Origin of the sequence: Nostoc sp., from assembly GCF_036919555.1 — a bacterium.
Classification (GTDB): Bacteria; Cyanobacteriota; Cyanobacteriia; order Cyanobacteriales; family Nostocaceae; genus Nostoc.
This window is the reverse complement of sequence record NZ_JBALCS010000033.1, coordinates 63192-89295: the sequence shown is the minus strand read 5'-3', so window position 1 is coordinate 89295 and position 26104 is coordinate 63192. Positions and strand designations below refer to the sequence as shown.

Genomic DNA, 26104 nt, shown 5'->3' with positions numbered 1-26104 from the left:
TGGGAATATTACCACAGGCGGTATGAACTCAGAAGCAGGGGGTACTGGCAATGGCGGGGACATTACCCTCACCAGTAACGCAGGAGCGATTGATACAACTAAAGGGACTGTGACATCCCAAATTCACCAAGATTCAAATGGAACAGGGCGTGCAGGAACAATTGTTTTTACAGCTAAAGATAATATTCAAACCGCTTCATTAGATGCTAGTGCCGAAAAAGGAGATGCTAGCAGCATTCAACTTACTAGTAATAATGGAGCGATTAACACCACCACAGGAGATTTATTCACTGATTCTGGAAGTGGAAATGGTGGCGCGATCGCTTTCACTGCCAATGGGAATATTACCACAGGCGGTATGAACTCAGAAGCAGGGGGTACTGGCAATGGCGGGGACATTACCCTCACCAGTAACGCAGGAGCGATTGATATCACAAAGTTGATCGGTGCCGGTGCAAGTACAACACAATTTACTAACGACTCTACACTTTATAAAGCTGGAGATATTTCGATTAATGCAGCAAGTGACCTCAGAGTTACTGGCCAGATCAGAAGTAATTCTTTAAGAGGATCTGGCGGTAATATCTCTCTCACCAGTGGGTCTACTCTTTCCATCGTTGATGGTGGATTTGTTAACAGTCAATCCAATATCGATAAGGGCAGTGAAAATTTCAAGCCAGAGGGTAATATTAACCTGAAAGCTCCCTCAATTTTTCTAGACAATGGTGGTCGAGCTACTGTTAGTATAGTTGGCTCTGGACAAGGAGGAAATTTAATAGTCAACGCTGATGAACTAAAGCTACTCAATGGAGGTGCATTAGCTTCGATTACCAGAGGAGTTGGCAATGCTGGGAATATCAATATTACGACCCGTCGTTTGTTAGCACAAAATACCCGTCCTAGCTCAAATATTGATATCAACAATATTGATCAATATCGTACAGGAGTTACCACAATTGTTCAACCGCTTCCTCAAAGTATTGCGTTTGGATCTAATGACTTCCAGAGCGGTAAAGGAGGAGATATCACTATCAACGCCTCGGAGTCTATAGAACTGATTGGTAACCGACCTGGAGTATTTACCCCTACAGTCAGTCAAGCAACAGTGGAATCTTTTCTCAATCTTTCTACAGGAATTACAACCGGGACAATAGGTAGTGGATCTGCCGGGAAGTTAGATATTAATACTGGGAAGTTAACGATTCGAGATGGAGCCGGAATCACAACAGCATCAATTTCACCAGCTTCATTACCAACATTATTTCCTGAATTGGTTCCTTCGTTGGTAGATAAATCAACTATTTTTCGTTCTTATGTAATTAATTCTATTAATTCTAAGCTTGCAAATATTTCTGATGCTGGAAAAGGTGGTGATTTAACAGTCAAAGCTGATCTATTTGAATTGCAGGGAGAAGGAGGTTTGGCTACAGGAACCCTGAGTTCAAGTGATGCGGGTAACTTAACAATTACAGCCAATCAAGCCATACTCCGAGATGGAAGTGTTATTGCAGTGAGTACCCTTGGTTCTGGGAAGGCTGGGAACTTACAAATGACGACAAACCAATTGAGTATCCGCGATGGTTCAAGGGTGGGAGCAGGGACAGCAAAAGCCGGGTTTGGAGGAGCTGTAACAATCAACGCTTTAGAGTCAGTGGAATTGACTGGTAGATCATCTCTTGATAATCGAGTTAGCAGCAACTTATCTACCATAGCTGAACAAGGCTCAACAGGAGATGCTGGTGACTTGAAACTAGTCACAAGGCAACTCATTGTTAAAAATGGAGCGCAAGTATCTGCTGCTACATTTGGTACAGGAAGACCTGGAAATATAGTTGTGCAGGACGCTGCTTTAGTGTCCCTAGACGGCGGTACTATTTCTACTACCGTCAACCCTGAAGCGTTAATCAAAAATGATACAGATGATCCAAGCGGTAAAATAGACATTCAGACTCGACAACTTTCCTTAACTAATGGTTCTCAAATTTCATCTGCTACATTTAGTACAGGAAATGCTGGCAGCATCTTTGTACAGGTAGCTGATTTTGTCTCACTTTTTAAGAGCTCGATTTCTACTGAGGCAACAGCTACCGGTTCGGCAGGTATATTAACAATTGAGACTCCGCAATTGCTCCTTCAAGAAAGAGCTAAAATATCTGCTGCTACAATCTCTAGTACAGGTGGAGAAATTAAACTGTTGGGATTAAATACCCTAAAGGTAAAGAACAGTCAAATCTCTGCTTCAACACAAACGGGCAAAGCGGGAAACATCAGTGTCAATGCAGCAAACTCTGTCCTTTTGACTGGAGGAGAGGGTAGTTTGTCAGTAGCAGCCACGGCAGACGGTACAGCTGGAAACTTGAACGTACAAACAGGTCAGTTTAATATCTCCAATGGTGCACAAGTAAACGTAAGCAGCCATCAAGGACAAGCGGGTAATTTGGACATCACCGCTAACGACCTTTTCCTCGACCAAGGGCGGATATCGGCGGAAACTGCTAAAAGTGGACTGGAAGGCGGGGCGAATATCACCCTGAAAATATCTGATTTCTTGCAAATGAAAAATGAAAGCTTGATTTCTGCGACTGCTCTTGATCAAGCTAATGGCGGCAATATCAATATTGATACTCTATTCCTAATTGCCTTTCCCCCGACAGGCTCAAAAGGTAGCGACATCATTGCTAATGCAGAAAGAGGCAACGGTGGTAGAATCGGCATTACCGCTCAGGGTATTTTTGACATTGAGTTCCGCAAACAGCAAACTCCATTGAACGACTTTACTGTCAGTTCTAAGTTTGGGCGTTCAGGGCAGGTAGAGATTAATAGAACAGTTGATCCTAGCCGTGGCTTAATCGAATTACCTATAAATCTAGTTGACCCCTCACAACAAATTTCTACCGCCTGCACACCTGGAACTCAGCAATTCCAAAATACTTTTGTGGCAACAGGACGCGGCGGACTACCCATAAGTCCCACTGAACCATTACAAGATTCAAGTACTGTGTCTGCGTGGGTGAGATTAAGACCAAAACCAGAAAACTCGGCAAACACAACAATTGAGCCACAAGTAACAGCAATTTCAACTACTCCCAAAATTGCTGCTACTCAAATAGTGGAAGCTTCTGGCTGGGTAATTGATCGCAATGGAAACATAGAACTAGTAGCACAAGTTCCTCAACTCAACCCCCACAGCCCTTGGCAAACACCTGCTTCCTGTCCTGTATCTCAGGGAGGTGTGAAATATGGCAAAACTTCAGCTGCCAAAGCGAGTAATTAAATTTGCGGTAACTCCCGTAGTCCTATTTATCCTTGCTGTTTTCTTAACTATTATCCCTAGCACATTTGCCAAACAACAAAAGACAAATTCACCAGACGGGTTTCACATCCAAACCAATAAACCCCCAGCCAAAATACCACAGCCACTTCTTGAGCAAGGAGAAGCACTTTATCAAGCTGGACGCTTTACTGAAGCGGTAAGTGTTCTACAACAAGCTGTCCGTATCTATCAACAAGAAAGCAATAACCCCGCACAAGCCGCAGCGCTGACTAACCTCTCTCTTGTATATCAGCAACTCGGCTCGTGGAAAGAAGCTGATGCAACTATTGATAATAGCTTAAATTTACTTGGCTGGGATGAGATAAATCAAAAGTTAAATGTCAACAATCCAAAGTCTGAATTGTTAGAAATTCTTGCACAAACTCTAAATATTCAGGGCGAATTGCAACTAGCACAGGGACAAACTGATGCATCTGTGAAAACATCACAACAAGCAGAGCAAATCTGGAAGAAATTAGATGACAATGCTGGAGTAACGCGCAGCCGTGTTAACCAAGCACAAGCCCTACGAGTTGCTGGTTTTTACCGCCGTAGCTTAAATATATTGAATGAAGTATCCCAACAATTAATTTCCCAACCTGACTCACCTATAAAAGTAACAGCTTTGCGATCGCTTGGTAATGTCTTACAACAATTAGGCGAACTTGAGTTATCCCAGAAAAACTTACAACAAAGCTTAAAAATCGCTCAACGTCTACAACTGCCTCTAGAAATTAGTTTGACGGAATTTAGCCTTGGCAATACTACTAGGTCGTTAAGTAATATTAAGGATGCGATCGCTCATTATGAAAATGCTGCCAAAATTGCACCAAACCCTCTCACGAAAGTTCAAGCCCTGATTAATCAGCTGAGTTTACTTGTCGAAAACGAACGCATTACTGAAGCAAAGTCATTAATACCCACAATCCAATCTCAAATCCCCAATCTACCTACCAATCAAGCTGGTATTTACGCACGGATCAATTTTGCTCAGACTTTGACTCGAATTGGTAATAAAAAAGACATTGCAGAGATTTTGGCAAATAGCATTCAACAAGCCAAAATAATCGGCGATGAACGTGCCGAATCCTATGCACTGGGCAGCTTGGGAGAAGTTTACGAGCAGAACCAACAATTGCAAGAAGCACAAAATTTGACGCAGCAAGCGTTGTTTTTGGCTCAAAAAAATGATGCCTCAGATATAGCTTATCGCTGGGAGTGGCAGTTAGGACGCTTACTCAAAGCACAGGGAAATATCCCAGCCGCCATATCTGCTTATGATGCTGCTGTCACAACTCTTCAATCTCTTCGCAGCGATTTAGTTGCGGTTAATCGAGAAGTACAGTTTAATTTTCGTGATCGCATAGAACCGCTTTATCGGCAGTCTGTAGAGTTAATTTTACAACAGAAAGGACAAGGAAAGCCTGATTTAGATAAAGCACGTCAGCGAATGGAAGCCTTACAACTTGCAGAACTGGACAACTTTTTCCGAGAAGCTTGCTTGAGTAACCAATCTGTGGTATTGGACAAAGTAGTAGATCGAGACAACCCGAATACTGCTATTTTATATCCGATTATCCTAGATAACCAGTTAGAAATTATTATCAAACTTCCCAAGCAACCGTTGATGCATAAAACTTCTAAAGTCAACCGTCAGCAAGTAGAGCAAGTTATTACAAAAATACGAGAGACAATAGTCGAACCCGATGCTCATCAGCAATTTCAAGCAGCTTCTCAACAGCTTTATAATTGGTTAATTAAACCAGTCGAAACAGACCTCAAAAATAGTAAAGTCAATACTATAGTCTTTATCCCAGACGGGTTATTGCGAAATATCCCGATGTCTGCATTATCTGATGGCAAAGAGTATTTAGTCCAAAACTACGCTGTAGCTGTTAGCCCTGGATTGCAACTTTTTACTCCCAAAGCTCTAGCACAGAAAAAATTAAATGCCCTGATTGGAGGACTATCGCAACCACCCAAAAACGAAAACTTTGAAGCGCTTCCCTACGTTAAGGATGAACTTAAATTCATTCAGGAATCAGGCGTATCGACAACTACATTATTGGATAAAAATTTTAAGAGTACGACTTTAGCAAAAACCATCAATGCTCAACCTTTTCAAATTGTTCACTTGGCAACTCACGGACAATTTAGCTCTCAAGCCAAAGACACTTTCATCCTAGCTGCTGATGGACGCATCAATGTAAGTGAATTAGATAGCTTACTCAAAAGTAGAGAGCAAAAACGCACAGAGCCAATTGAATTGCTTGTTTTGAGTGCTTGCGAAACAGCAGCAGGAGATAACCGAGCGGCATTGGGTTTAGCAGGGGTTGCCCTACGTGCTGGTGCGCGGAGTACTTTAGCTTCCTTATGGGAAATTGGCGATAACTCTACAGCTTTGTTTATTGATGAATTCTACCGCCAGTTAGTGCAGGGTAAAACTACGGCAGAAGCTTTACGTTTTGCTCAATTAAAACTACTTGAATCTCCCGAATACAAACGTCCAATGTACTGGGCACCCTACGTTCTAGTTGGTAATTGGTTGTAGAGATTTAGGCTTATAGATATTTTGCTGGATATGAAATTATCGTAAATAAAAGGGTTTAAGACCCCTACCTCTACAGGTAACCCCAGTTTCAGTCGGGGTTTAAATCCCTGTCTGAAATTGTCTTGAATTTTGAATTTTGAATTTTGAATTGTTAATGGCGGTTTGGTAAATTTATTATCGGAGTCTTAGCAAGATTATCCAAATTAATGGATTGCAATAAACTTTGCCAATCTTCTTGAACAGATGCATCATTAGAATGAGAAATGCGTATTTGTGCTAGCATATTTAAAGCGTCAAACCAAATCCCTTCTTTGGCATAGATTATAATCTTCTGTCGAGGATCAGTTACTGCTTCTAATTGTTGGATAACACGAGAATCTAAATTGATTCTTTTAATATCCCCTTCTACATACAAAGCAATGCTTGCTGACTCTTGCTTACAATGTACTTTTAAATACCAGCGATATGTCTGATCTACTTCTAATGAAGCAACAGTGGTAGGGAGAGAAATACCAATGATACTGGGCTTTGAAGGTAGCGCGATCGCATTTCTATAAACATCATTTTCGGCGCTATCCTGTAAGCTAAATTCAGCGCTTGAGTTAGACAAATCCTGAGTGTACGGGATGTAAAACCAAAACGTAGGCCGTTCAGAAGTAGTTAGTCCCTCTACAATCCCAATAATTGATTTATTTGTCTGTCCAGCAACCTTTTGTTCCTCTTTAAATGGTACTAAGGCGGTGAGCGGGGTTGGAACCGCAGGGCAATTATCTCGACTACCCATTCCTGCTCTCCGCCCAGATACAGGACTTAACCGAGCAGGTGCTTTTGGCAAAATAAAAACTGGTCCAGAGGTAGGTTGCTGAGGTGAAGCAGGTGTTTTAACTGGTTGTGCAGGCTGTTTATTAGTGACTGGTTGTTTAGTTTGATCTGTTACCTGTGCTGAATGTTGGGTAGTGCTGCTCAAAATCAGAGCAGTAGTTAAGATCCATTTCATTGACTTAACGAGGTAAGATTTTTGCTTGTTGCGATCGTTATCATAAAGGTCAGCGTAGCATTTTGTTAAATTAGTCATCACCATTTTTGAGGGAATTTCCAGATTTTGACTTACAGCTATTTTCAGGTAAATAGACCACGCAGTAAGGGCACTTTGACATACTGGCTGCTAATTCTCTGGAATTGCCTGATTTTTTGGTTGAGTACTGATTCTTTGGATTACTTGCTCAAAAACTTGTGCAAATAATTCAATTAGCAATGTTCGCAATTGTTTTGATACTGCTTGCACACTCACTTCCATTCGTTCCACCCATAACAATCCCTCTTGTGACAATACCCTTTGTACTTCTCTTAAGCCTGGAATTTGGCGATACACTAAACTTACAACATCGCCATCATCACCGGTAAGGTCAATATTCTGTTTTGGAATTGTTTGTTTTGTTCGTTTTCATCCAATTTCAGGGGTTTAAAGTTGCAGGGTGATAGCAATGAAAATATCTCTTGCTCGATTTGTTCGATGGGCGACGCTGGCAGATGTTTTTGCTATCGCAGGTCTGGGTTTCCTTTTCGCGCTGGACGTTTTGTACTCATGATGTATCACTAAGAACATCAATCAAGATGTTCTTAGATTACATCTTATGGTTTCATTTTGCTTAAGTTGACACTAATGAACAATGTTGTGCCCCTACCTATGTACCTCATTTACCTGAAAAACGCTGTAACTGGGAAGTTGTAACAGCCATCCCTAAAGAGTTTGTAATAGTAACCAAACATTTAGCACCCTAACGATCATAAATATTAGTTTTAGTTGTGATTACAGGTATGCTATTTTGCTCTCTTGATCGTAAAATATTGTCATTCATTTAATTCCATCAATTCTTTGGTTTTCAAATCAGCCGCAACAGGTTGAGAACATCCTTCAATCTGAGGAGAGATAGAGCAAATTGCATCTGTCGTTGTTTCAAAACAATTTGATAACCCAATTATTTTTAACAATCCTGAACGTTCTAGTAGTTGTTTGACTTCGGGTTGTAAACCTGTGAGAATTAAGCGGCAATCGTGCCGTTCCAAGTCGTGGTAAATATCCTCTAAGGCTACTAACCCAGTTGTGTCCATATTTGGCACAAACCGCAACCTGAGAATTAAATACTTCACTTCCGGTTGATGGCGGACGAAGGTAACAAACCGTTCAGCAGCACCAAAAAATACGGGGCCATCTACGCGATAAACGGCAATTTCCTTACCTAATTCCAGAGGAGTACCAGGGGGAAATACTTCGGTTTCAGGTATTTTGACTAGGCTTAAATCGCTCATCCGTTTGATGAACAAGGCCCCGGCTGCAATCAATCCCACTTCTACAGCCAGAACTAAGTCAAACAAGATTGTCACTAGCCAGGTGAGAATCATCACAGCAAAGTCGGAGTAGGTAGCACGCATCAATAAACCAATGGCTTTCCACTCAATCATCCGCACGCTAACTACGATCAAAATCCCAGCAAGTGCTGCTAAAGGAATCTGTGCTGCTAGGGGTGCTAAAGTTAAAACAATAATCGCTAAGGCAACACCGTGAATTACCCCAGATAGTCGGGTTTTAGCGCCAGAACGGACATTGATAACAGTCCGAGCGATCGCACCTGTTGCGGGGATGCCACCAAAAAATGGCACAATGATATTTGCCAATCCTTGACCAATTAATTCGCGATCGCTATTGTGTTTTTCGCTCACCGTCATCCCATCAGCCACTACCGCCGATAGCAACGATTCAATACTTCCCAGTGCTGCTAAAGCCAAAGCCGGATTAATCAGTTCCCGAATCAACCTAAAATTATTCCAGTGGGGGATACCGTGGGGCATCGGTAAAGATTGCGGAATGCTGCCAATTGTGGGTATAGCCAGATGGAAATAAGCAGCGATCGCAGTTGCCAACACCAACCCCATTAAAGAACCCGGTATTGTAGAATTGATTCTAGGCCACAAAACCGTGGTTGCAATCACCACCATTGCCAACCCAACAGCAGCCCAGTTTAGAGCTTCTACATGAGTTACACTTTGCCAAACTCCTGGTAAAAAATGTTCGCTACGCGGTAGTTGTAAACCAAAGAAATTATTTAATTGACCACAAAATATAATCACGGCAATACCATTGGTAAAGCCTGCCGTCACTGGATAGGGAATAAACTTCACTAGCTGTCCAAGTTTGGCAACCCCCAAGGCAATCTGGATAATCCCAGCCATCACCCCAGCAATCCAAACTTTCTCAATGCCGTACTTGCCGACAATTGCCACCAAAATCACAGCCATTGCACCTGTTGGGCCTGTAATCTGGACTGAGGAACCACCAAAAATTGCCCCTACAATTCCCGCCACAATAGCCGTGTAAAGTCCAGCTTTTGGTTCTACTCCACTTGCCACCGCAAAGGCTAAAGCTAAAGGCAAGGCTACCACTGCTGCTGTCAGTCCTCCCGTCAAATCGCCACGCAGTCCACTAAATAAGCTACCCAGACGCTGTGGTTCTTGGAGGATATCAGATATTGCCATATTCCATTTCAACTCTCATAGACAATTTATTGATAGACAGATAGATGTCATATGATATCCGGGCAATTAAGCACCATACCCGGAACCTCAAAGAGCCTGGAGGGAAAAGCTCCTTTATTATAGACATCTCTGAAAAAAGTCAAAATTATATTGTTATTAACTTGTAGCGGGCGATGCCTGCGGCGGGCTACGCCTACGCAGTCTTGAAGAATCCGCCCGTTTTGGTTTTATACGAAGCTACCTTGGCGGTGGATAATGAAACAGAAGCGGTAATCTGGCGATCGCTCGAACCGATTACAGTAGATCCACAGTGTCAGAACTTTTAGACTTGGGTAAAAAATGGCGAGCTGATTCAGTAGAGGTAAGTGATGGCACGACTGAAGATTATGCTTTGCGCCTGAAGCACCGACTGAGAACTAGATTTGAAGGGGCCCTATCAGGTGAAGATGTTCACCGATATTCTGATGCGGTGATTGTTTGTTATTGGTGGGATTGAATACTTGAAATATTTCAATCAGAGAAATCGTGGACTACAATATGCTGTTTTCTTCCCGATCTTAGCCTGCACCCAAATTGAGCAGCAATCGCAGCCTCTTAATTTTTTTTGAGTAAATTATTCTTTGGTAGATATTGAGTCACAGATGTCGGCTCAATACTACATTCGATATCACAAAATTAGACTTATGTAAATACTATTTTGTCAATAGTAATTATAATAACTACCAATATCATTTGTTGTTAATTATTTCCAAAAATAGTATTTACTATAATTTAATACTTGCGATATAAGCTGAGTTTCTGGTAAGTCAATTCAGAAAAAAATTCTGATATCCAAAATTTAAAGCTAATAAGATTTTTTTATAAATCTACTTTAAATTTACTTATCAATCCATTTTAAAATCGCAATGAATTTTTCCACTATTTTGTAGGTGTTAGGAGTTATCATGGCAAAATATCTATTAGCTTATGCTAGTGGGATGGGATTATTATGTTTAATTGCTGGGTTATCACCTGTGCAAGCCCTTCCCGGTTTAGAAATTGCAGATAAAAATGTAGCTGTTAATCAAGATGATGGCAGCTATCAAAAAAATGATTCTCATCAAAGCGATTTAACAAATAATATCTCCAGTAAATTGCTGATAGCTAATGAAACTCAAAAAAACTTACCCTCAGTCAATCAACAGCAAAAAATTCAAGATATAGGAGTAGATTCTGTTGTTAACTTGTGGCAGCCAATCATACCACAACCTGCAAGTTCATCTCCAACCTCATACAAACTTGCACAAGTAACATCCGTATCCCAATTGTCTGATGTACAGCCGACTGATTGGGCTTTTCAGGCACTCCAATCTTTAGTCGAGCGCTATGGTTGTATCGCAGGTTATTCCAATCAAACCTATCGCGGTAATCGGGCGATGACTCGCTATGAATTTGCTGCTGGCTTAAATGCTTGTTTAGACCGAATCAACGAACTGATTGCGACTGCAACTGGTGATTTGGTCAAGAAAGAAGATTTAGCCACGTTGCAGAAACTACAAGAACAATTTGCGGCGGAATTGGTAACATTGCGGGGTCGAGTAGATGCTGTAGAAGCTCGCACAGCAGAACTAGAAGCAAATCAGTTTTCTACTACAACCAAACTCAATGGTGAGGTAATTATTGCTGGTGTTGGTGCTAGCGGTGGCGCTCCTAATCAGAGTGACCCGAACATCATCCTAGTCAATAGAGTGCGGTTAAATCTCACCACTAGCTTTACTGGTAAAGATTCATTAATTACTGGATTGCAAGCCTATAACTTTTTGGGTGGAGCCGATGGACAGGGTAGCCTGCAACAAAGTTTAGGATTAGCTGCGCCACTTTTAAGTGCAAGTAGCGCTCGTACCAGTTTTGAGCCGCAATTTCCGGGGTTAAATGTCAATACTTTGTCGAGTGTTGGCGCAAACAGTGTTCAGCTTTACAAATTGCTGTATGTCTTTCCCGTCGCTAATAAATTAACCTTGTTTGCGGGAACTGCGGCAGAGACATCAGATGCTTTCCCAGTAATTACGCCTTTTTATGGTGAAGGACAAGAGTCAATTTCTCGTTTTGCCGGCTTGAATCCTGTGCTACGAATTTCTGGTGGGACTTCGGGTACTGGTTTAGCATCGGCGGCGGGATTTATTTTTAATATTTCGCCAAATTTGGATTTAAGAGCTTTATACGGCAGTGTAAATGCCAATTTACCCGAAAAATCTGCGACTGAGGTAGTACCAGGAGTTTCTACTACACCTTTGGGAGCAGGTTTATTTAGTGGTAGTAGTATTATTGCCACACAGTTAACCTTCAAGCCAAGTTCTGCTCTGGATATTGGTTTAAACTATGCCCACAGTTATCACGAAATCAATATTTTGGCTACAGGATTAGTTAGTAGTGATATCGGTGCTTTAGCAGGGGTTGCAGTTGGAACACCGCTCACACTCAACTCTGTTGGCGGTACAGTAACATGGCGATTGTCTCCCAAAATAGCATTATCTGGCTACGGTGCAGCAATATTTGTTGATGCTGCTTCAAATAGCGTGAATGCTTCCACCACCTTTACAAGTTGGATGGCGGGAGTTCACTTCAGAGATTTATTCAAGTCAGGAAACACTGCCGGGATTCTTTTTGGTCAGCCGCTTTACCGTACTGATGCTGGTGGTTCTGCTCAACTTACGCCCACAGGCGACAATCGGGCGACTCCTTACCATTTAGAAGCCTATTACCGCTTTCAAGTTAGCGATAATATCAGCATTACCCCTGGTGCGTTTGTTCTCTTTAACCCAGAAGGTAACAGCAACAATGAAACTACGACTGTAGGTGTACTTCGGACTACTTTTACATTTTAAGAGATTGGGACTAGGCAGTCAAAATCCCCCAATTTCTTGGGGGATTTTGAGATTGGATAGAACCTATCCCACTATTCTAAAAATCCCTACTTCTTTTCGTAAAATATGCTTGAAAACCTGGATTTTTCGTTTTCATTTCTTAATAAGCTTCAGCTTTGTAGCACAAATATTAGGCTCTCCAACGCACTGGCTCTTCAGGACTTTGTTCTGTGTTAATATCAACTGCACGAAACCGCAAAAAGCCGTGACTACAGTATTAAAATCTCATCGGGTATCAAGAAGGCGTAAACATTCAACGCATCCTCTCCAGCGCTTGCTTGAGTATGGACACCAGTATCGTAAACAAATTTGGCTGGCGACTACTTATTCTATTCTCAATAAATTTTTAGACTTGGCACCACCCGGCTTAATTGGCGTCGCGGTGGATGTGGTAGTCAAACAGCAGGATTCCATAATTGCACAGTTAGGGGTACGCGATGTCTTTCAACAATTTTTGATTATTTCCTTCCTGACTGTGATCATTTGGATACTAGAATCTGTTTTTGAGTACGCCTACGCTCGCCTTTGGCGGAATTTGGCTCAGAATATTCAGCATGACTTGCGTTTGGATGCATACAAACATTTGCAAGAGTTGGAATTGGCTTATTTTGAAGAACGCAGCACTGGCGGTTTAATGTCTATCCTCAGTGATGATATTAACCAATTAGAGCGGTTTTTGGATGGAGGAGCGAATGATATCATCCAAGTTTCCGCAACTGTTGTAATTATTGGCGCTGCTTTCTTTATTTTGGCTCCTAGTGTAGCGTGGATGGCTTTGTCACCGATGCCATTTATTCTCTGGGGTTCCTTTGCCTATCAACGACTACTTGCGCCTCGCTATGCTGATGTCCGGGAAAAGGTGGGTTTCCTCAATTCGCGTTTGTCAAACAATATCAGCGGAATTACTACTATTAAAAGTTTCACCGCTGAAACTTATGAAGCCTCTCGTTTGGAATTAGATAGTGACGCTTATCGCCGTAGTAACTCTAAAGCAATTCTTCTTTCTGCTGCTTTTGTGCCATTAATTCGGATGCTGATTTTAGTGGGGTTCACGGCATTACTGTTGTATGGCGGGATGGCAGCGGTTTCTCAAAAAATGTCTGTAGGTACTTATAGCGTCTTAGTTTTTTTAATACAACGCTTGCTGTGGCCTTTAACAAGATTAGGCGAAACTTTTGACCAATATCAAAGGGCAATGGCTTCGACTAATCGAGTCATGAATTTGTTGGATACTCCTATCGCTATTCATACAGGTGATGTGACGTTACCTGTGGATGAAGTGCGCGGTGAAGTCGAATTTAAAAATGTTTATTTTGCCTATAAAGATAGATTTCCAGTTATTAAAAATCTGTCTTTGGATATTCCGGCGGGGAAAACGATCGCAATTGTCGGTTCAACGGGTTCTGGTAAAAGCACTTTAGTCAAACTTTTATTGAGGTTATACGAAGTGCAAACGGGAAGTATTACTCTCGATGGCATTGATTTGCAAAGTTTGAATTTGCAAGATTTACGGCGCTGCATTGGTTTGGTGAGTCAAGATGTCTTTCTATTTCATGGCACTGTAGCAGAGAATATTGCCTATGGCAGCTTTGAGACTACAGAGCAAGAAGTTATCACGGCGGCGAAGGTGGCGGAGGCGCACGAATTTATTATTGAATTGCCCGAAGGTTATGAGACAATTGTGGGGGAAAGAGGACAAAAGTTATCTGGTGGACAAAGACAACGGATTGCGATCGCCCGTGCAGTTCTCAAAAATCCGCCGATTCTGATTTTAGATGAAGCGACCTCAGCAGTGGATAATGAGACAGAAGCGGCAATCCAGCGATCGCTAGAACGGATTACAGTCGATAGAACTACAATTGCGATCGCTCATCGTCTTTCTACTATCCGCAATGCCGATTGCATTTATGTCATGGAACATGGGAAATTAGTAGAGTCGGGAACCCATGAGGAATTGCTGGAGAAAGATGGGATTTATTCTAGTCTATGGCGTGTACAGTCGGGTTTGAAATAACTTCCGCGCATTGTTTTGTGTCTTCATTACGAATTATTTATGTTTTTTGGTAATAGTCAACCAGAATCAGGTGATAACAAGTGGCGTCGCCAGTTGGATAAGTTTGTGAAAGCAAATCAGCAGGAATTGGCGGCGCTGTTTTGGGGATTGTGGTTAGCAAATGGTGACAGTCAGGGTACTGTTGGTATTGATTTGCAACCAACGCCACATTTTGTTTATTGTCCGAAAGAGCAGATAGAGAACTTAAATATTAAAGTTGAAAATCGACTTCAGGAAATTTTGGGAATTGTCGAGAATCATCAGCCGGAAGTGGAAGTTGTGATGATTGGGATTGGGAAGGGTGAAATTAAGTTAATTCAGTTTATACCGGAACCAGCACCACCGATTTGTTTTGAGCAAGCTGGGAAGGATGTGGATGGGTTATTGGAAGTTTTGGAACAGAGGATGAGTGAAGAGATTGTTTTTTAAGGCAGAGGAACGCTAAGGAAAGCGCAGAGGAATGCGGAGGATGATTAAGGACTCTGCGCTTATTGTTTAGTTGATTGCTTTGTAGAAATCTGGGTAAGTCAGATTTTCGGCACAATGCCAGATAATGTTAAATACGAACTCGTAGCGATAAGAACTATTTTTGTATAACTGTTTACTCAGATAGTCTTTTAGGGTTATGACTACTTGTGGTAAATGTTCGCTTTGGAGGATTTTTGTCTAACTATCAGCTATATCTAAGAGACAGGATTCATAAGATAGTTAATGTGTGGGTTTAATGCTGAATTCGTTTTTGTAGTCATCATATTCCTGAAAAATCTGAATGTCCTGAATAAGAACAAGGACAGCTTGTTTTAGCTTCTCTTTAACTAATTTGCTGCCTAAATCAAGTTGTTCTAGATTTTGAACAGCATTTACTAGATTTTCAGATGCTTGCAATCGCATCAATTTATTTTGACTACTTTCCCGTATTTGGCATAAAGTGGTGATCGCCTTCGGATTACTTGGATCAATTTTTACTAAACTTCGGCTGCATACAAACGTTCCCATTCATCCTCAGAGGCTTGATGCTGATACCAGTTCTTTATGAAGCTGCGCTAAATAAAGCTTCAAGAATAAAGTCGTAAGAGGTGAGAGAAACAATCACCTCTGGTGTAATATTTTCTAGCACCTTAGCTAATTTACGACGCAGTTGTGTAAGAGTTTTGCAATTTTCCCATTGAAGTTTGTCTTTCAGAAATTCCCAAAACCTTTCAATTGGGTTCAATTCCAGAGATTCAGGAGTGCTGAGTGCTGAGTAACCAAGAGAGATAAATAGCTTCATACAGAAATGGTATTACTCATTAGTCATTAGTCATTAGCTTCCGACTTTTGACAAATGACAAATGAGAAAAGACAAAAGACAAAGGACAAATGACCAACATAACTCAACCATCAAACTTCCCGATAATAGACCAACCGTCTTCTCCTAGATGTGTGCGGGTTTGTCAAAATCGTACCTGCAAAAAGCAAGGTGCCCTCAAAGTTTTAGCAGCTTTTGCGGCTTTGCCAATCCCTGGTGTAACGGTAACGGCTAGCAGCTGTTTGGGACAATGTGGCAATGGGCCGATGGTGCTGGTATTACCCGATATGGTCTGGTATAGCAGCGTTCAACCCGATGAAGTATCTTTACTAGTAGAAGATCATTTGCTAAGTGGCCAAAGAGTCAAACAGATGCTCTATTATCGGTTTCATCCCCAGAAATAAATCTCATTAACAATATCAAGGTCTGCAATCTTATTGACTGAAGTGAGGCATCCAATGAATATCCAGCAGCTGCGTCAATCCTTAAAACAAAAATGGCTTATTTACTACAAGCAAAATATTACCTGGCTGGTCAAAATGCGAATTTGGGCGACTTACGATGGTCTGCGCCGTCCTTTGTCCGGTTTTATTTTGGCAACACTGTCTGTTTTAGAACCCCAGTTTGATGAAATACTTGCTTTTATGCTGGAGCTGAATAACGATCCAGATAAAATAGTCGCCGCTTTAGGTCTTAACTTCAATGCTGATCAAGAGTTACGTTTAATAAAATCTGAGCATTCTAATTCTATGGCTACAAGCCAAGCTGAAGAGTATTCTATGGCTACAAGCCAAGCTGAAAGTGAGTCGCCAGATGAGAAGGATTCTGAGGATAAACATCTGTCATCGGCTGTAACTGCCAGCAAGATTGCGCTTCATTCTCTTGCAAAGACTCTAGACTCCAATTTGTCACGCACCGATCAAGTTGTGCCATCATTTACAGCTACCACTGAGGTAGTTCGCACACGCAAACCTGAGTTAGTAGTAGCAGCAACTAAAATTGCTCCAGACACTCCGGTAAAAACGCCATCCTCCGGTTTTCTAAGCCAATATCAACCAATACTACGATCGCACTCGGCGCTGACAATGACCAGTGAAATAAACAGCATCAAAACTATGCCATCTATGGCATTAGCTACGGAGGTTAAGAGCAATGCGCCATCTGTCCGAATCCCTGTAGGCGCATTGCTGGCAATTACCACTGAGATTTCTAGTAATGGTAAACCAGTGCGATCGCTAGCAATTACTACTGAGCTTAAAAGCAACGGCAAACATCCGAATATTCAACCAGAATATGTTAAGAGCAAAGTGAATATAGCAACCACTAATGCCCGTAGTCTAGCTTCTTGGGTAGATGAATTTTGTTACGGCGCTAGGGAGAAAGAGAAAGATATTTTGATTTAAATTGCTTACGGGTACTCGTGAGAAACAAACGGGATTTCTACGACTTCACCCTCAGTTTCTCCCACTTTGACTTTTAAGCCTACACCACCAGCTTTGGTGCGAATGTAACCTAGTCCAAAATAACCATCAGTGGTTTGGGTGTAACTGGTAAGTTTGCCAACCTTTTCATCTCCAACTGCGATCGCACTTCCAATTTCCGCAGGGGCACTGAGGCGCACACCAAATAGGTGTTGCTTTACACCTTTGTATGTATTTAATCGAGCAATGGTTTCTTGCCCAATATAGCAACCTTTATTAAAAGAAATTGTTTGCCACAAACCAACTTCCAGAGGATTATAATCATCTGTGAGTTCAGCATCTGGGGCGGGGCGGCCTTGTAAGATTCGTAAGGCATCCCAAGCGCGATCGCTCATCTCTACCGCCCCAGCTTCTAATAATTTGTTCCACACCGTTGCTTTGTCAGTATAGGGGAAAGTTAAGGTATATCCGGGAGCAGCTAACCCACTACCCACAGCAATCCGCACTCCTTCGGCAGGAGCAATTGTGTATACTTTGTGACTAGCGTAAGGTTGTCCGATGAGTTCGCCAATACCTAACTTTTCTAAAACAGCGTCGCTTCCTGGACCAATCAGGCTGAAAGTGTTGGTGTATTTTGTGATATCAGATAATTCCACCTTGTCGGCAAAGAAAATATATTTATCCAGCCATTCCATGAGGTACTGGCGGCGGTTGGGTGAAACTAGCAGGATTACCGCATCTTCTCTAACGTAGGCGGTTACTAAATCAATTGTTCTGGCTGTAGAGGTGACGAAAACCGTATCACAACCTTGTCCTGGCTTGAGTATTTGGAAATTGTTAGTACTTTGGTTGTGCAAGAAATTGAGGCGATCGTCGCCAGAGACTTTGATGCGTCCCCAGGAAGTGCGATCGCATATAGCAACTGTTTCTTCTGCGGCTTGGATAGCTGCTGCGTCTTTATCGTCAATTATAGATGTTGGCATGGTGATGGAGAGTTGCCCTGTTTCAATGTTGTCGCATTGGAAATCTTAGCAAATAAGGGTTTACAGCTTCAATGCACCTCCGGTTTTCTTCTAGCGTATAATCAAATCAACAGAAAGTGCCGAACAATAAAAACTTATGAAACGAACTTTTACTGCAAGTGTATGGCAGGAAGGTAACTGGTTTGTGGCACAGTGCTTGGAGATTGATATTGCTAGCCAGGGCCAGACTGAAACTGAGACATTGGCTAATCTTGAGGAAGCTTTGTCACTGCATTTTGAACCACCAGTAGCTACTATTATTCCTCAAATTAAGACACTTCAGGTAGAAATAGGTGCCGCTTAAATCCATTACCTTATCGTGAAGTGAAGCGTAGATTAGAGGCAGCAGGCTTTGGAGAAGTTAGCCAAAAGGGTAGTCACGTAAAATTTGCCAAATCTACTAATCAAGGAAGCCGTACTGCGATTGTGCCTCATTATCGAGAAATTACTATCGGTACGGTGGGTAGTATTTTACGACAAGCTGGGATAAGTTTAGAAGAGTTTGAGGTTTTGTAAGGGGGGTATATAAGTGAAAGCAATACGGTTCCGTTAAACCAAAAAGCAGATAGACTAAGGGTTATCACCCAAGTGTACTGGGATTGAATGCAACTTAAAGAATTCTCACTGATATCGCCTGTAGTTGATCAGTTACAGTAATCAAAGCCTTAGAAACAGCTATCCCAACAGACGCAATTGAACAAGCGATGGCTTCTCTACGAGACACTTTGCGATCGTGTCTACCCACACACAAATAGAAATAAAGAACGAAAGCGGGCTTGTGCGATCGCATCTGGTGGTCTGTTTAATCAATTCCTATATATTTAATGAGAACGGGCGTACCAATCAGCTTTGTAGATTCCTTCTATATCGCCTTGTAGGTTTGCTACTTTGACCTCAGATTGTTTAACTGGAATTTCAATCACAAACTCAGCCCCCTCACCAGGTTGGGACAGACACTGTAATTTCCCTCCATGCTTTTCTACAATTTGGTAACTAATTGAGAGTCCCAAACCTGTACCTTGACCGACAGGCTTGGTTGTGAAAAATGGATCGAATAGCCTAGCCTGTACCTCTTTTGTCATGCCGGCTCCATTATCCTTAATGGAGATTTGCACCCAATCATCTGCTATAAGTTGTGTTTTCATAGTGATCAGAGGATGGTATTTATTTACACCTGATTTCGCAGACTGATGGCATAAATCCTCCAGCGCATCGATCGCATTTGCTAACAGGTTCATAAATACTTGGTTAAGTTGTCCAGCAAAACACTCTACAAGCGGTAACTCGCCGTACTGTTTGACAATCTCAATGCCTGAATGCAATGAATTAGCCTTAAGACGATGCTGCAATATTAATAGAGTGCTATCGAGTCCCTCAGGAATATCAACAGGTTTTACCTCAACTTGGTCGAGACGAGAGAAATTTCGCAAGGAAAGAACAATTTCACGAATTCGTTCAGCACCTAGTTTCAGCGAAGAAAACAGTTTAGGCAAATCTTCTGCGATGAATTCTAAATCTGCTAATTTTGCTTGTCGTTCAATTTCCAAATTAGGTTCAGGATATACCTGTTGATAGACATTAAGCATCTCAATCAAATTTTGCGTATATTCATGAAGATGAATGAGATTGCCGTAAATAAAGTTAACTGGATTATTAATTTCATGGGCAACTCCTGCTACTAGTAATCCCAGACTCGACATCTTTTCAGTGTGAATCAGATGAGCTTGAGTTTGCTGCAAATGTTCAAGCGCTTGGGAAAGTTGGCTGGCTTGCTGCTGTGTGTGGTTGAGCAGTACCGCGTGTTGTAAAGCAACTCCTAACTGAGAGGCAATTTGGCTGACAAATTCAATTTCAGACTCTTGCCACTCACGGGATTTTTGGCATTGATGAATACATAGTAAACCCCATAGCTGCCCTTGCTTGAGCATGGGAATTACTAAGTTCGCCTTCACTTGCAAGCGAGACAGCATCGAAATATAACAATCGTCTAACTCGCTGTTATAAATATCAGTGACTGCATGAATGTAGCCTTGGGAGAATTTCTTAGTATACTCCTCACCCAAGCAGCGATCATACACCTTTGCTGTTAAGGTCGATGGGAAAGGCGACGCAACATCTTCTGCAATGACTTCGCCGCCGTCATAGTTAGATTCAGAATAGAAGCGAAAGACCACAACACGATCAGCATTGAGTACTCGGCGGAGTTCTTGGGTCGTGGTTTCAAAAATCGCGTTCAAGTCCAGTGATTCCCGAAGTTTGGTAATTACACTTGCTAAAGTTTGCTGTTGCTCTGCCACAAGCGCCAATTGTCTGGTTTGCGATCGCACTTGTTCTAGGTACTCGGCTTGCTGCAATGCCACTCCCAACTGAGTTGCTATTTGCGTGAAAAACTCGACTTCTAAAGCTTCCCAATGCCGAGTGCTTGAATGTTGATACGCTCCTAATAAACCCCATAGTTCTTGTCCGACAAAAATCGGCGCAATCATGAAGGCTTTGACATGAAATTGTTCAAGTATGTCAAGGTGGCACTGGGCAAATCCGACGCTATAGATATCATCAACGACAAAACCTTCATTATTACGGTAGCGTCCGCCTTGCGTTTCTTGTAAGTATGTGTCGTCCCACACCATACCTACTCCCAGCTTGACATTGCTCTGCCATTGGGGATTTGCAGATTCATAATCACTGACAAATTCACCTCCCCAGTCGGCATTAAAACGATAGACTGTTAAGCGATCGCTCTTAAGTAATTGGCAAACTTCCTCAGTCGTGGTTCGGAAAATAGTGGTAACGTCCAGCGACTGTCGCATGTTAGCAATGATCCTCGCCAAGGCTTGCTGTCGTTCCACCGAGCGCTGTAGCTCAATAGTCGAGCGTTGCAAATCGGTATTAGTCTGTTGCAGTTCGGCGGTGCGATCGCGCACTTGTTGCTCTAGGTTTGTATTCAGAGCCTGCACTTGCTCGTAAAGTCGATACTGTTTTACTGCCGTTGCAAAGCGTTCGCCTAATGCTTGCGCCAGCTTAACTTCCGATTCTGCCCACTGCTGTGCTTGCCCGGTTTTGAGTTCGCGCCATGCTGCAAAGGACTGACGCGGCATCAGTTGGCGAGAATCGGTATCAACACAGCCTGCCCAAATAGTTTCAATATCCACCTCATCTCGGAAGATGGTTAAACAGCCAACGACGCTGGTACCATGCTGTAGCGGTACAATCAACAAAGCCCGGATTTGCGTTGCTTGGAAGCTGGGGGCGAGCGATCGCAATAAGGGTTCTTTATAAAGATCGCTGATCACCCACAAATTTGAGTCAGAACTGAGTTCGTTAGATGGAGGAGTCAAAGCGTAAACTGCTCTCATCCAATTCACTGACCATGTTTTGTTCTTTTGCTTTTCTGGATAATCGGGGGATGAGACAGCAGCGGAATAGAGATATTTCTGCCACAATCGATGCTCCTCAATCGGTCTATCTTGTCCGATATCGAGTTGAGTAGGCTGTATCCCACAGGTGTAGATTTCTGCTGTTTGTTCGCTGTCTGGCAGCAAGTAGACTCGTCCTCCAGAGCCTTGAAAGGCAGCTACTGTTTCTTCAAGGGCAGCTTGCAGTTGGACAGTAGGCGTAGTATGCAGTTGCTCCGTGACTTGATTAATAATCGCTTCTTGACGGGCTTGCGATCGCACTTGACTGAGCAAAATCGATTGCGATATGGCGACCGCCAGCTGATCGACCACGGACTGAATTAATAGTAATTCCTGTTCTGTCACCACTCGCGCTTCTGAATGGTGAGATACCAATAGTCCCCACAATTGAGATGATTCCCCCAGAGAAGGTAATAAATCTTTCCCTGTTTCCTTGCTCTTTAAAACAATCGGCACCACAACTGAAGACTTTACACCCATTGCCGTCAAATATTCTATATGACAAGGATCGACGGGACGATAGCGAATATCTTGCTGGTCTAATAGTTTGCCTGTTTCTAAGCAATCGAGAGGACTAATACCAATTTCGTGTGTTGTCAAATCAACGATACTTCGCTGGCGTGCTCGGACAAACAGTTCACGGGCATAGGGTGGGATGTCATCTGCGGGGAAATTTAACCCCACAAGAGGCGGCAACCGACCTGAATGAATCGATTCAGCAATGACTAACCCATGACCATCAGGTTGAAACTGATAAATTTTGACGCGATCAGTGTCTAGAAACGAGCGTACTTCTGCAACCGTCGCCGACAAAATTTCTTGCAGTTCTAAAGATTGCCGAATACGACTCGCAATCCGATGTAATAAAATTTCTTGAGTTTGACTTACTTGCTTTGTTAGCGATCCCATACATTTGAGTTTTATCAAAAATTTGAGTATTTTATTTGTATACTTTCTATTTTGGTAATTAATTACTATCTAGAGTAGTAGTAAAAATACGGATATCTACCACAGCAAAAAGCAAAACTCCACAGAGGATATCAATTATAGTTAGTAATGCTATTTGTTACACAGAAAAAGGCTGCGTCACCATTGAATCTCATTCGCTGATCAGCAATCAATGGGCGATCACGGTTAATGATACAGGAATTGGCATCGCTCCTGGTCTTGAGGAGCGCATTTTTGACCCCTTTGCTGGCGCTGAACACTCCAACAAACTGCATCCTCCTGATCGCACAGGGTTAAAACTAGCGATGGCGTACCCGCCCGCCGTAGGCGATCGCATATTCTTTTCTTACTTTTACTGATTCACTTATTGTCTAATTTGTCAAGACGTAAGTTATGAATCTGGAAAGCATCGAAAAAACCGTGCGATCGCAAATTTTAGATGAATTTATTTACTCTTCTTCGTAGAGCGAGAACTCTTTACGCAACTCTTCTATAGTTTGGGGCATATTAGTCTTAGCCTTAACACGTTGTAAAGCATTTAAAAGAGGTGCTGTATTCTCAGGTGATTGGAATAAGTATGCTGTCTCTATGATGCTATTAAGTTCCGCAGTCGGAATTATGGACACGCTTTTCGCACCTTTACGATTAACAACTACAGGTTCACGACTGTTAATTACCTCTTCGTAGATTTTGTCAAAATTATTGCTAGCTTCAATGTAGTTTGTTTGATTAGGCATTTTTTGTTCATCGATTTATCTGTTACTTTTTACTGGCAGGTAACTAAAGAGTTGCTTCAGCTTGAATTTCTTGAATAATGGTTAAAATTTCCTCTTCCGATTCGATGTGCCTTGCTAGAACTTCAGCAGTTGATTCCAGTACCCGCTCAGAAAATAATTTAGCTAAATCTCGCCGCAAACTCTGCCCAATGTAAAACTTGAGTAATGCTTCAAGTGTCATATCTCGATTATCTGCAACTTTTTCGAGCGATCGCAATGTCTCTGTTGGTATTTTTATTGATACCGTTTCTGTAGCACGCGGTCTTAAGTGTAGTTCGAGTTCTTCATCATGCTTGTTCATATAACTTTCTTTCTGTGCTAGTACCTTGACGATTTGTTGATTAGGATGGGGTGCGATCAGATTGCTTTTACTATGACAGTGCAATCACTGACGCAATCTTTTCATTAGTAAATTAAGCTGTACGTGCTTCAGCTAAACTTTCCCTCACATAATTAATTATGTCCTCTGAAGAGTTTCAAGCAGCACACGACAGCATATACAACACTGGCACACGTCTTTTACAGTACCTTCAGGAAATTCGCCAAGGTCGCTTCAGTGAAGGAGATGATACCAAAGGTTTGCAGAGTGTCGAGGATGAGATCAACAAAGCTCTACACGCATTGAAAGAGCAAAAGTATCAAGTAGCTGTGATTGCAGCAATGAAGGCTGGCAAGAGTACCTTTTTGAATGCCGTGATTGGCGCTGATGTTCTGGCAAGTGAATCAGAAGCCTGTACAGTCTGCCGTACTGATATCCGACCAATTGACGCTAGCGCTACGCCAAGACTGTTGGAGTATCGACAGGGGCAAAAGAAACCTGTTGTTATTGCCGAGGGTGACTCTAGTGTGATTCGGCAAAAATTTCTAGATCACACTCACAAGCTTCGAGCTACAGCTAATCATGACAATACCACACGCTTTGAACTAGAGCATCCCATAGAAGCGATCAGCAAACTGTCATCACTAACTGGTTTTACCTTGGTTGACACTCCAGGCCCCAACGAGTGGGAATCCGCAGGCTTTAGCACAGTTACACTCAAGCAAACAGCTTTGGAAGCGCTGCGAACATGTGATGCTATTTTGTTTGTTTTAGATTACTCATCCTTCAAAGACAATACCAATTCAGAGTTGCTTCAAGACTTGATAGCGCAGCGTGGAGAATTTCTTGCAAATAACACAGGGAAAATCTACTTCATTCTCAACAAAGTTGATCGAAAAGCAGAAGGAGATCGAGCCATTAATGATGTAATAGCAGATTTGAAGCAGGCTTTGATAGGATTTGGCATTCCAGATCCCATAATATATCCTACAAGTGCATGGCAAGGACTTTTAGCTAAATTAATCCAACAAGGTACAGCCAGCGATAGCCATTTAAAGAATTTCAAAAGATTCTTTAGTGCTAAATATGCGATAGAGAATGAGGAAGGCGACTCTGTAACCCCTGCTCCAAAGAAAATTGCACCACAGGCTTTAAAAGATAGTTTTATTCCGACTATTGAAGAATCAGTAATTCAAACTGTAGTCCAAAACTCTGGGTGGAATCTTCTAAGTGATGTTTTGGCAAGTCTTATTAAGGCAGGTAAGTCCATTGAAGATACTCTGAACACACGGTTCATCGGTTGGGAGATGGAGATTGAAACCCTTAAACAAAAAGTAGAAGAGTACAGAAAACGTGCTATTTCGGCTAAAAGAAAGGTTGAAGATGTCAAGAACTCTGTAGAGCAACAAAAACAGAAGTTAATGAAGGGCTTTAGCAAAGGAATTAATATGTTTGCTGAGGGTGCTAAAACTAACATACAAGATGAAATTGATCAGATTGCTCACTCCAGGTCTGCTAAATATCAAACAACCAAAATTCAAAATAATCCTCAAAAGATGGAAACGCAGGAATCTAATACAGATAATTTTGGAGGAATTATAGAGGATTTTACTGAAGGGATACTTGAATTTTTTCCTGGTTTAAGAGGTTTAAGTAAAATATTTAGAGTAAGCGTTAAAGTTGGAGAATCTTTATTAAATTCTCTTACAAAATCTTTTCCAGAATATTTGAATAGCCAAGATTCTTATGTAGAGATAGAGCAAACCAAAATTGCTGATCCATACAAAATTAGAGTTAAGTCTAAAAAAGATGCTGAAACGATTAAACTTACAATTAATCAATTTTGTGCTCCGCATATTCAGAATTTATGGTTAGAAACGCAAGATAGGTTGGTTAGAGATGGAACAAGATTCCGAGAAGAATTAGTGCAAATAATCAAAAATGATATTCAATCGATATCAAATGAATTATCTGATTATCTTGGACAAACTTTAGAAGTTGAATTTAATATTAATAAAATTCAATTTCCAAAATTTAAGTTTAAAGGTATTGACGCAGTAATTCAACGTCAACAAGATGTCATTATTGGAAACAAATCACAAAAGATAAGTGGGACTTGCTGTCAACCAGATTATTATGTTGATATTCCAATTCAAGGAAATGTTTACGACATTGACTTAAAAGAAACAGCAAGGTTAATTCAGCAAAAGATAGATGAGCAAGTTTCGAGAAACCAACGCCTATTAGAGCGAGTTATTGATAAACAGGTATCGAAAGACTTCAGAGATGCAGAACAGCAAATTAATGACTACATGAACAAGTTTCAAGAGCAGTTTGACAGCGTGTTGAGAGAACGCAAAACTAGAGAGGCCGAAAAGGAGCAAATTCTTGCGACTGTTGAAACTCAGAAAGTAAAACTTAATGAATATTTGAGCGAATTGGCTCCTATTCAAGCATCTTTAAATAATTGGAAGCCAGTATAAACTATTAGGTAGGCGGCTAAGACAGGCTTAAAAAGCTCATTAACGCACGCAGCTGAGTTTCGTTTGTATAGCCCCAG

The 26104-nt window shown here is 41.7% G+C and carries 23 protein-coding genes and 1 pseudogene; 14 read left to right on the top strand and 10 right to left on the bottom strand.

Features of this window, described 5'->3' with window-relative positions; translation table 11 throughout:
* Together V7K36_RS09660 and V7K36_RS09655 are read left to right on the top strand one after the other, a co-directional pair.
* Window positions 1-3274 (top strand): beta strand repeat-containing protein (locus V7K36_RS09660; RefSeq protein ID WP_335115205.1); only part of this gene is annotated, 3274 nt, incomplete at its 5' end.
* The gene (locus tag V7K36_RS09655) at window positions 3240-5864 is read left to right on the top strand and encodes a CHAT domain-containing protein (RefSeq protein ID WP_335115203.1); all 2625 of its coding nucleotides are present in this window, start codon (window positions 3240-3242) and stop codon (window positions 5862-5864) included. The genes V7K36_RS09660 and V7K36_RS09655, both read left to right, overlap by 35 nt.
* A gap of 151 nt (window positions 5865-6015) precedes the next feature.
* Here the strand turns inward: V7K36_RS09655 and V7K36_RS09650 are convergent, their stop codons facing one another.
* The 3 genes and pseudogenes from V7K36_RS09650 to V7K36_RS09640 all read right to left on the bottom strand — a co-directional run bounded on the left by V7K36_RS09650 (window position 6016) and on the right by V7K36_RS09640 (window position 9398).
* Complete coding sequence (locus V7K36_RS09650) at window positions 6016-6939, bottom strand: DUF928 domain-containing protein (protein ID WP_335115201.1); 924 nt, start codon at window positions 6937-6939, stop codon at window positions 6016-6018.
* A gap of 93 nt (window positions 6940-7032) precedes the next feature.
* Window positions 7033-7394, bottom strand: a pseudogene (locus V7K36_RS09645) (IS4 family transposase); the annotation flags it as partial.
* Window positions 7395-7715: 321 nt separating this feature from the next.
* The gene (locus V7K36_RS09640) at window positions 7716-9398 is read right to left on the bottom strand and encodes a SulP family inorganic anion transporter (RefSeq protein WP_335115199.1); all 1683 of its coding nucleotides are present in this window, start codon (window positions 9396-9398) and stop codon (window positions 7716-7718) included.
* Between the two features lie 173 nt (window positions 9399-9571).
* On the opposite strand from V7K36_RS09640, the gene V7K36_RS09635 reads away from it, so the two are divergent.
* The 5 genes from V7K36_RS09635 to ccmS all read left to right on the top strand — a co-directional run bounded on the left by V7K36_RS09635 (window position 9572) and on the right by ccmS (window position 14783).
* Window positions 9572-9724, top strand: a complete 153-nt coding sequence (locus V7K36_RS09635) for a hypothetical protein (protein ID WP_335115197.1) — start codon at window positions 9572-9574, stop codon at window positions 9722-9724.
* Entirely contained in the window at window positions 9709-9894 is a 186-nt protein-coding gene (locus V7K36_RS09630; protein ID WP_335115195.1) for a hypothetical protein, read from the top strand. Before V7K36_RS09635 ends, V7K36_RS09630 begins: the two co-directional genes overlap by 16 nt.
* A 448-nt stretch (window positions 9895-10342) precedes the next feature.
* Window positions 10343-12262: an iron uptake porin gene (locus V7K36_RS09625; protein WP_335115193.1), complete on the top strand. Its 1920-nt coding sequence runs from the start codon at window positions 10343-10345 to the stop codon at window positions 12260-12262.
* A gap of 244 nt (window positions 12263-12506) precedes the next feature.
* Entirely contained in the window at window positions 12507-14315 is a 1809-nt protein-coding gene (locus V7K36_RS09620; RefSeq protein ID WP_335115191.1) for an ABC transporter ATP-binding protein, read from the top strand.
* Window positions 14316-14354: 39 nt separating this feature from the next.
* The gene (gene ccmS / locus V7K36_RS09615) at window positions 14355-14783 is read left to right on the top strand and encodes a beta-carboxysome assembly chaperone CcmS (protein ID WP_334824421.1); all 429 of its coding nucleotides are present in this window, start codon (window positions 14355-14357) and stop codon (window positions 14781-14783) included.
* A gap of 66 nt (window positions 14784-14849) precedes the next feature.
* Here the strand turns inward: ccmS and V7K36_RS34090 are convergent, their stop codons facing one another.
* The 3 genes from V7K36_RS34090 to V7K36_RS09605 all read right to left on the bottom strand — a co-directional run bounded on the left by V7K36_RS34090 (window position 14850) and on the right by V7K36_RS09605 (window position 15624).
* A complete protein-coding gene (locus V7K36_RS34090; protein ID WP_442948454.1) occupies window positions 14850-14963 on the bottom strand; it encodes a hypothetical protein in 114 nt (37 codons plus the stop codon).
* Window positions 14964-15062: 99 nt separating this feature from the next.
* The gene (locus tag V7K36_RS09610; RefSeq protein ID WP_335115189.1) at window positions 15063-15350 is read right to left on the bottom strand and encodes a hypothetical protein; all 288 of its coding nucleotides are present in this window, start codon (window positions 15348-15350) and stop codon (window positions 15063-15065) included.
* A gap of 34 nt (window positions 15351-15384) precedes the next feature.
* On the bottom strand, window positions 15385-15624 hold the full coding sequence (locus V7K36_RS09605; protein ID WP_335115187.1) for a hypothetical protein: 240 nt from the start codon (window positions 15622-15624) through the stop codon (window positions 15385-15387).
* Window positions 15625-15713: 89 nt separating this feature from the next.
* Here V7K36_RS09605 and V7K36_RS09600 point away from each other — a divergent pair, with 89 nt between their 5' ends.
* Together V7K36_RS09600 and V7K36_RS09595 are read left to right on the top strand one after the other, a co-directional pair.
* Complete coding sequence (locus V7K36_RS09600) at window positions 15714-16046, top strand: (2Fe-2S) ferredoxin domain-containing protein (protein ID WP_334824423.1); 333 nt, start codon at window positions 15714-15716, stop codon at window positions 16044-16046.
* Between the two features lie 54 nt (window positions 16047-16100).
* Window positions 16101-17045: a DUF5331 domain-containing protein gene (locus V7K36_RS09595; RefSeq protein WP_335115185.1), complete on the top strand. Its 945-nt coding sequence runs from the start codon at window positions 16101-16103 to the stop codon at window positions 17043-17045.
* 5 nt (window positions 17046-17050) lie between these two features.
* Here V7K36_RS09595 and ygfZ read toward each other — a convergent pair whose 3' ends face one another.
* A complete protein-coding gene (ygfZ, locus tag V7K36_RS09590) occupies window positions 17051-18046 on the bottom strand; it encodes a CAF17-like 4Fe-4S cluster assembly/insertion protein YgfZ (protein WP_335115183.1) in 996 nt (331 codons plus the stop codon).
* A gap of 136 nt (window positions 18047-18182) precedes the next feature.
* On the opposite strand from ygfZ, the gene V7K36_RS09585 reads away from it, so the two are divergent.
* The 3 genes from V7K36_RS09585 to V7K36_RS09575 all read left to right on the top strand — a co-directional run bounded on the left by V7K36_RS09585 (window position 18183) and on the right by V7K36_RS09575 (window position 18910).
* Window positions 18183-18389 carry a type II toxin-antitoxin system HicB family antitoxin gene (locus V7K36_RS09585; protein WP_292771677.1) on the top strand — a complete coding sequence of 69 codons (207 nt, stop codon included), beginning with the start codon at window positions 18183-18185 and terminating at the stop codon, window positions 18387-18389.
* 20 nt (window positions 18390-18409) lie between these two features.
* On the top strand, window positions 18410-18601 hold the full coding sequence (locus V7K36_RS09580) for a type II toxin-antitoxin system HicA family toxin (RefSeq protein ID WP_335115181.1): 192 nt from the start codon (window positions 18410-18412) through the stop codon (window positions 18599-18601).
* A gap of 177 nt (window positions 18602-18778) precedes the next feature.
* Complete coding sequence (locus V7K36_RS09575; RefSeq protein ID WP_335115179.1) at window positions 18779-18910, top strand: hypothetical protein; 132 nt, start codon at window positions 18779-18781, stop codon at window positions 18908-18910.
* Here V7K36_RS09575 and V7K36_RS09570 read toward each other — a convergent pair.
* Window positions 18907-22410 carry a GAF domain-containing protein gene (locus V7K36_RS09570; protein ID WP_335115177.1) on the bottom strand — a complete coding sequence of 1168 codons (3504 nt, stop codon included), beginning with the start codon at window positions 22408-22410 and terminating at the stop codon, window positions 18907-18909. The genes V7K36_RS09575 and V7K36_RS09570 overlap by 4 nt on opposite strands.
* 86 nt (window positions 22411-22496) lie before the next feature.
* Here V7K36_RS09570 and V7K36_RS34085 point away from each other — a divergent pair, with 86 nt between their 5' ends.
* Window positions 22497-22808, top strand: coding sequence for an ATP-binding protein (locus V7K36_RS34085; RefSeq protein ID WP_442948453.1), 312 nt, complete (start codon window positions 22497-22499; stop codon window positions 22806-22808).
* A gap of 90 nt (window positions 22809-22898) precedes the next feature.
* Here V7K36_RS34085 and V7K36_RS09560 read toward each other — a convergent pair whose 3' ends face one another.
* Complete coding sequence (locus V7K36_RS09560) at window positions 22899-23186, bottom strand: type II toxin-antitoxin system Phd/YefM family antitoxin (protein ID WP_335115173.1); 288 nt, start codon at window positions 23184-23186, stop codon at window positions 22899-22901.
* A 43-nt stretch (window positions 23187-23229) separates the two neighbouring features.
* The gene (locus V7K36_RS09555; RefSeq protein ID WP_335115171.1) at window positions 23230-23526 is read right to left on the bottom strand and encodes a hypothetical protein; all 297 of its coding nucleotides are present in this window, start codon (window positions 23524-23526) and stop codon (window positions 23230-23232) included.
* A gap of 158 nt (window positions 23527-23684) precedes the next feature.
* Here V7K36_RS09555 and V7K36_RS09550 point away from each other — a divergent pair, with 158 nt between their 5' ends.
* Entirely contained in the window at window positions 23685-26027 is a 2343-nt protein-coding gene (locus V7K36_RS09550) for a dynamin family protein (protein WP_335115169.1), read from the top strand.
* Window positions 26028-26104 lie beyond the last annotated feature (77 nt).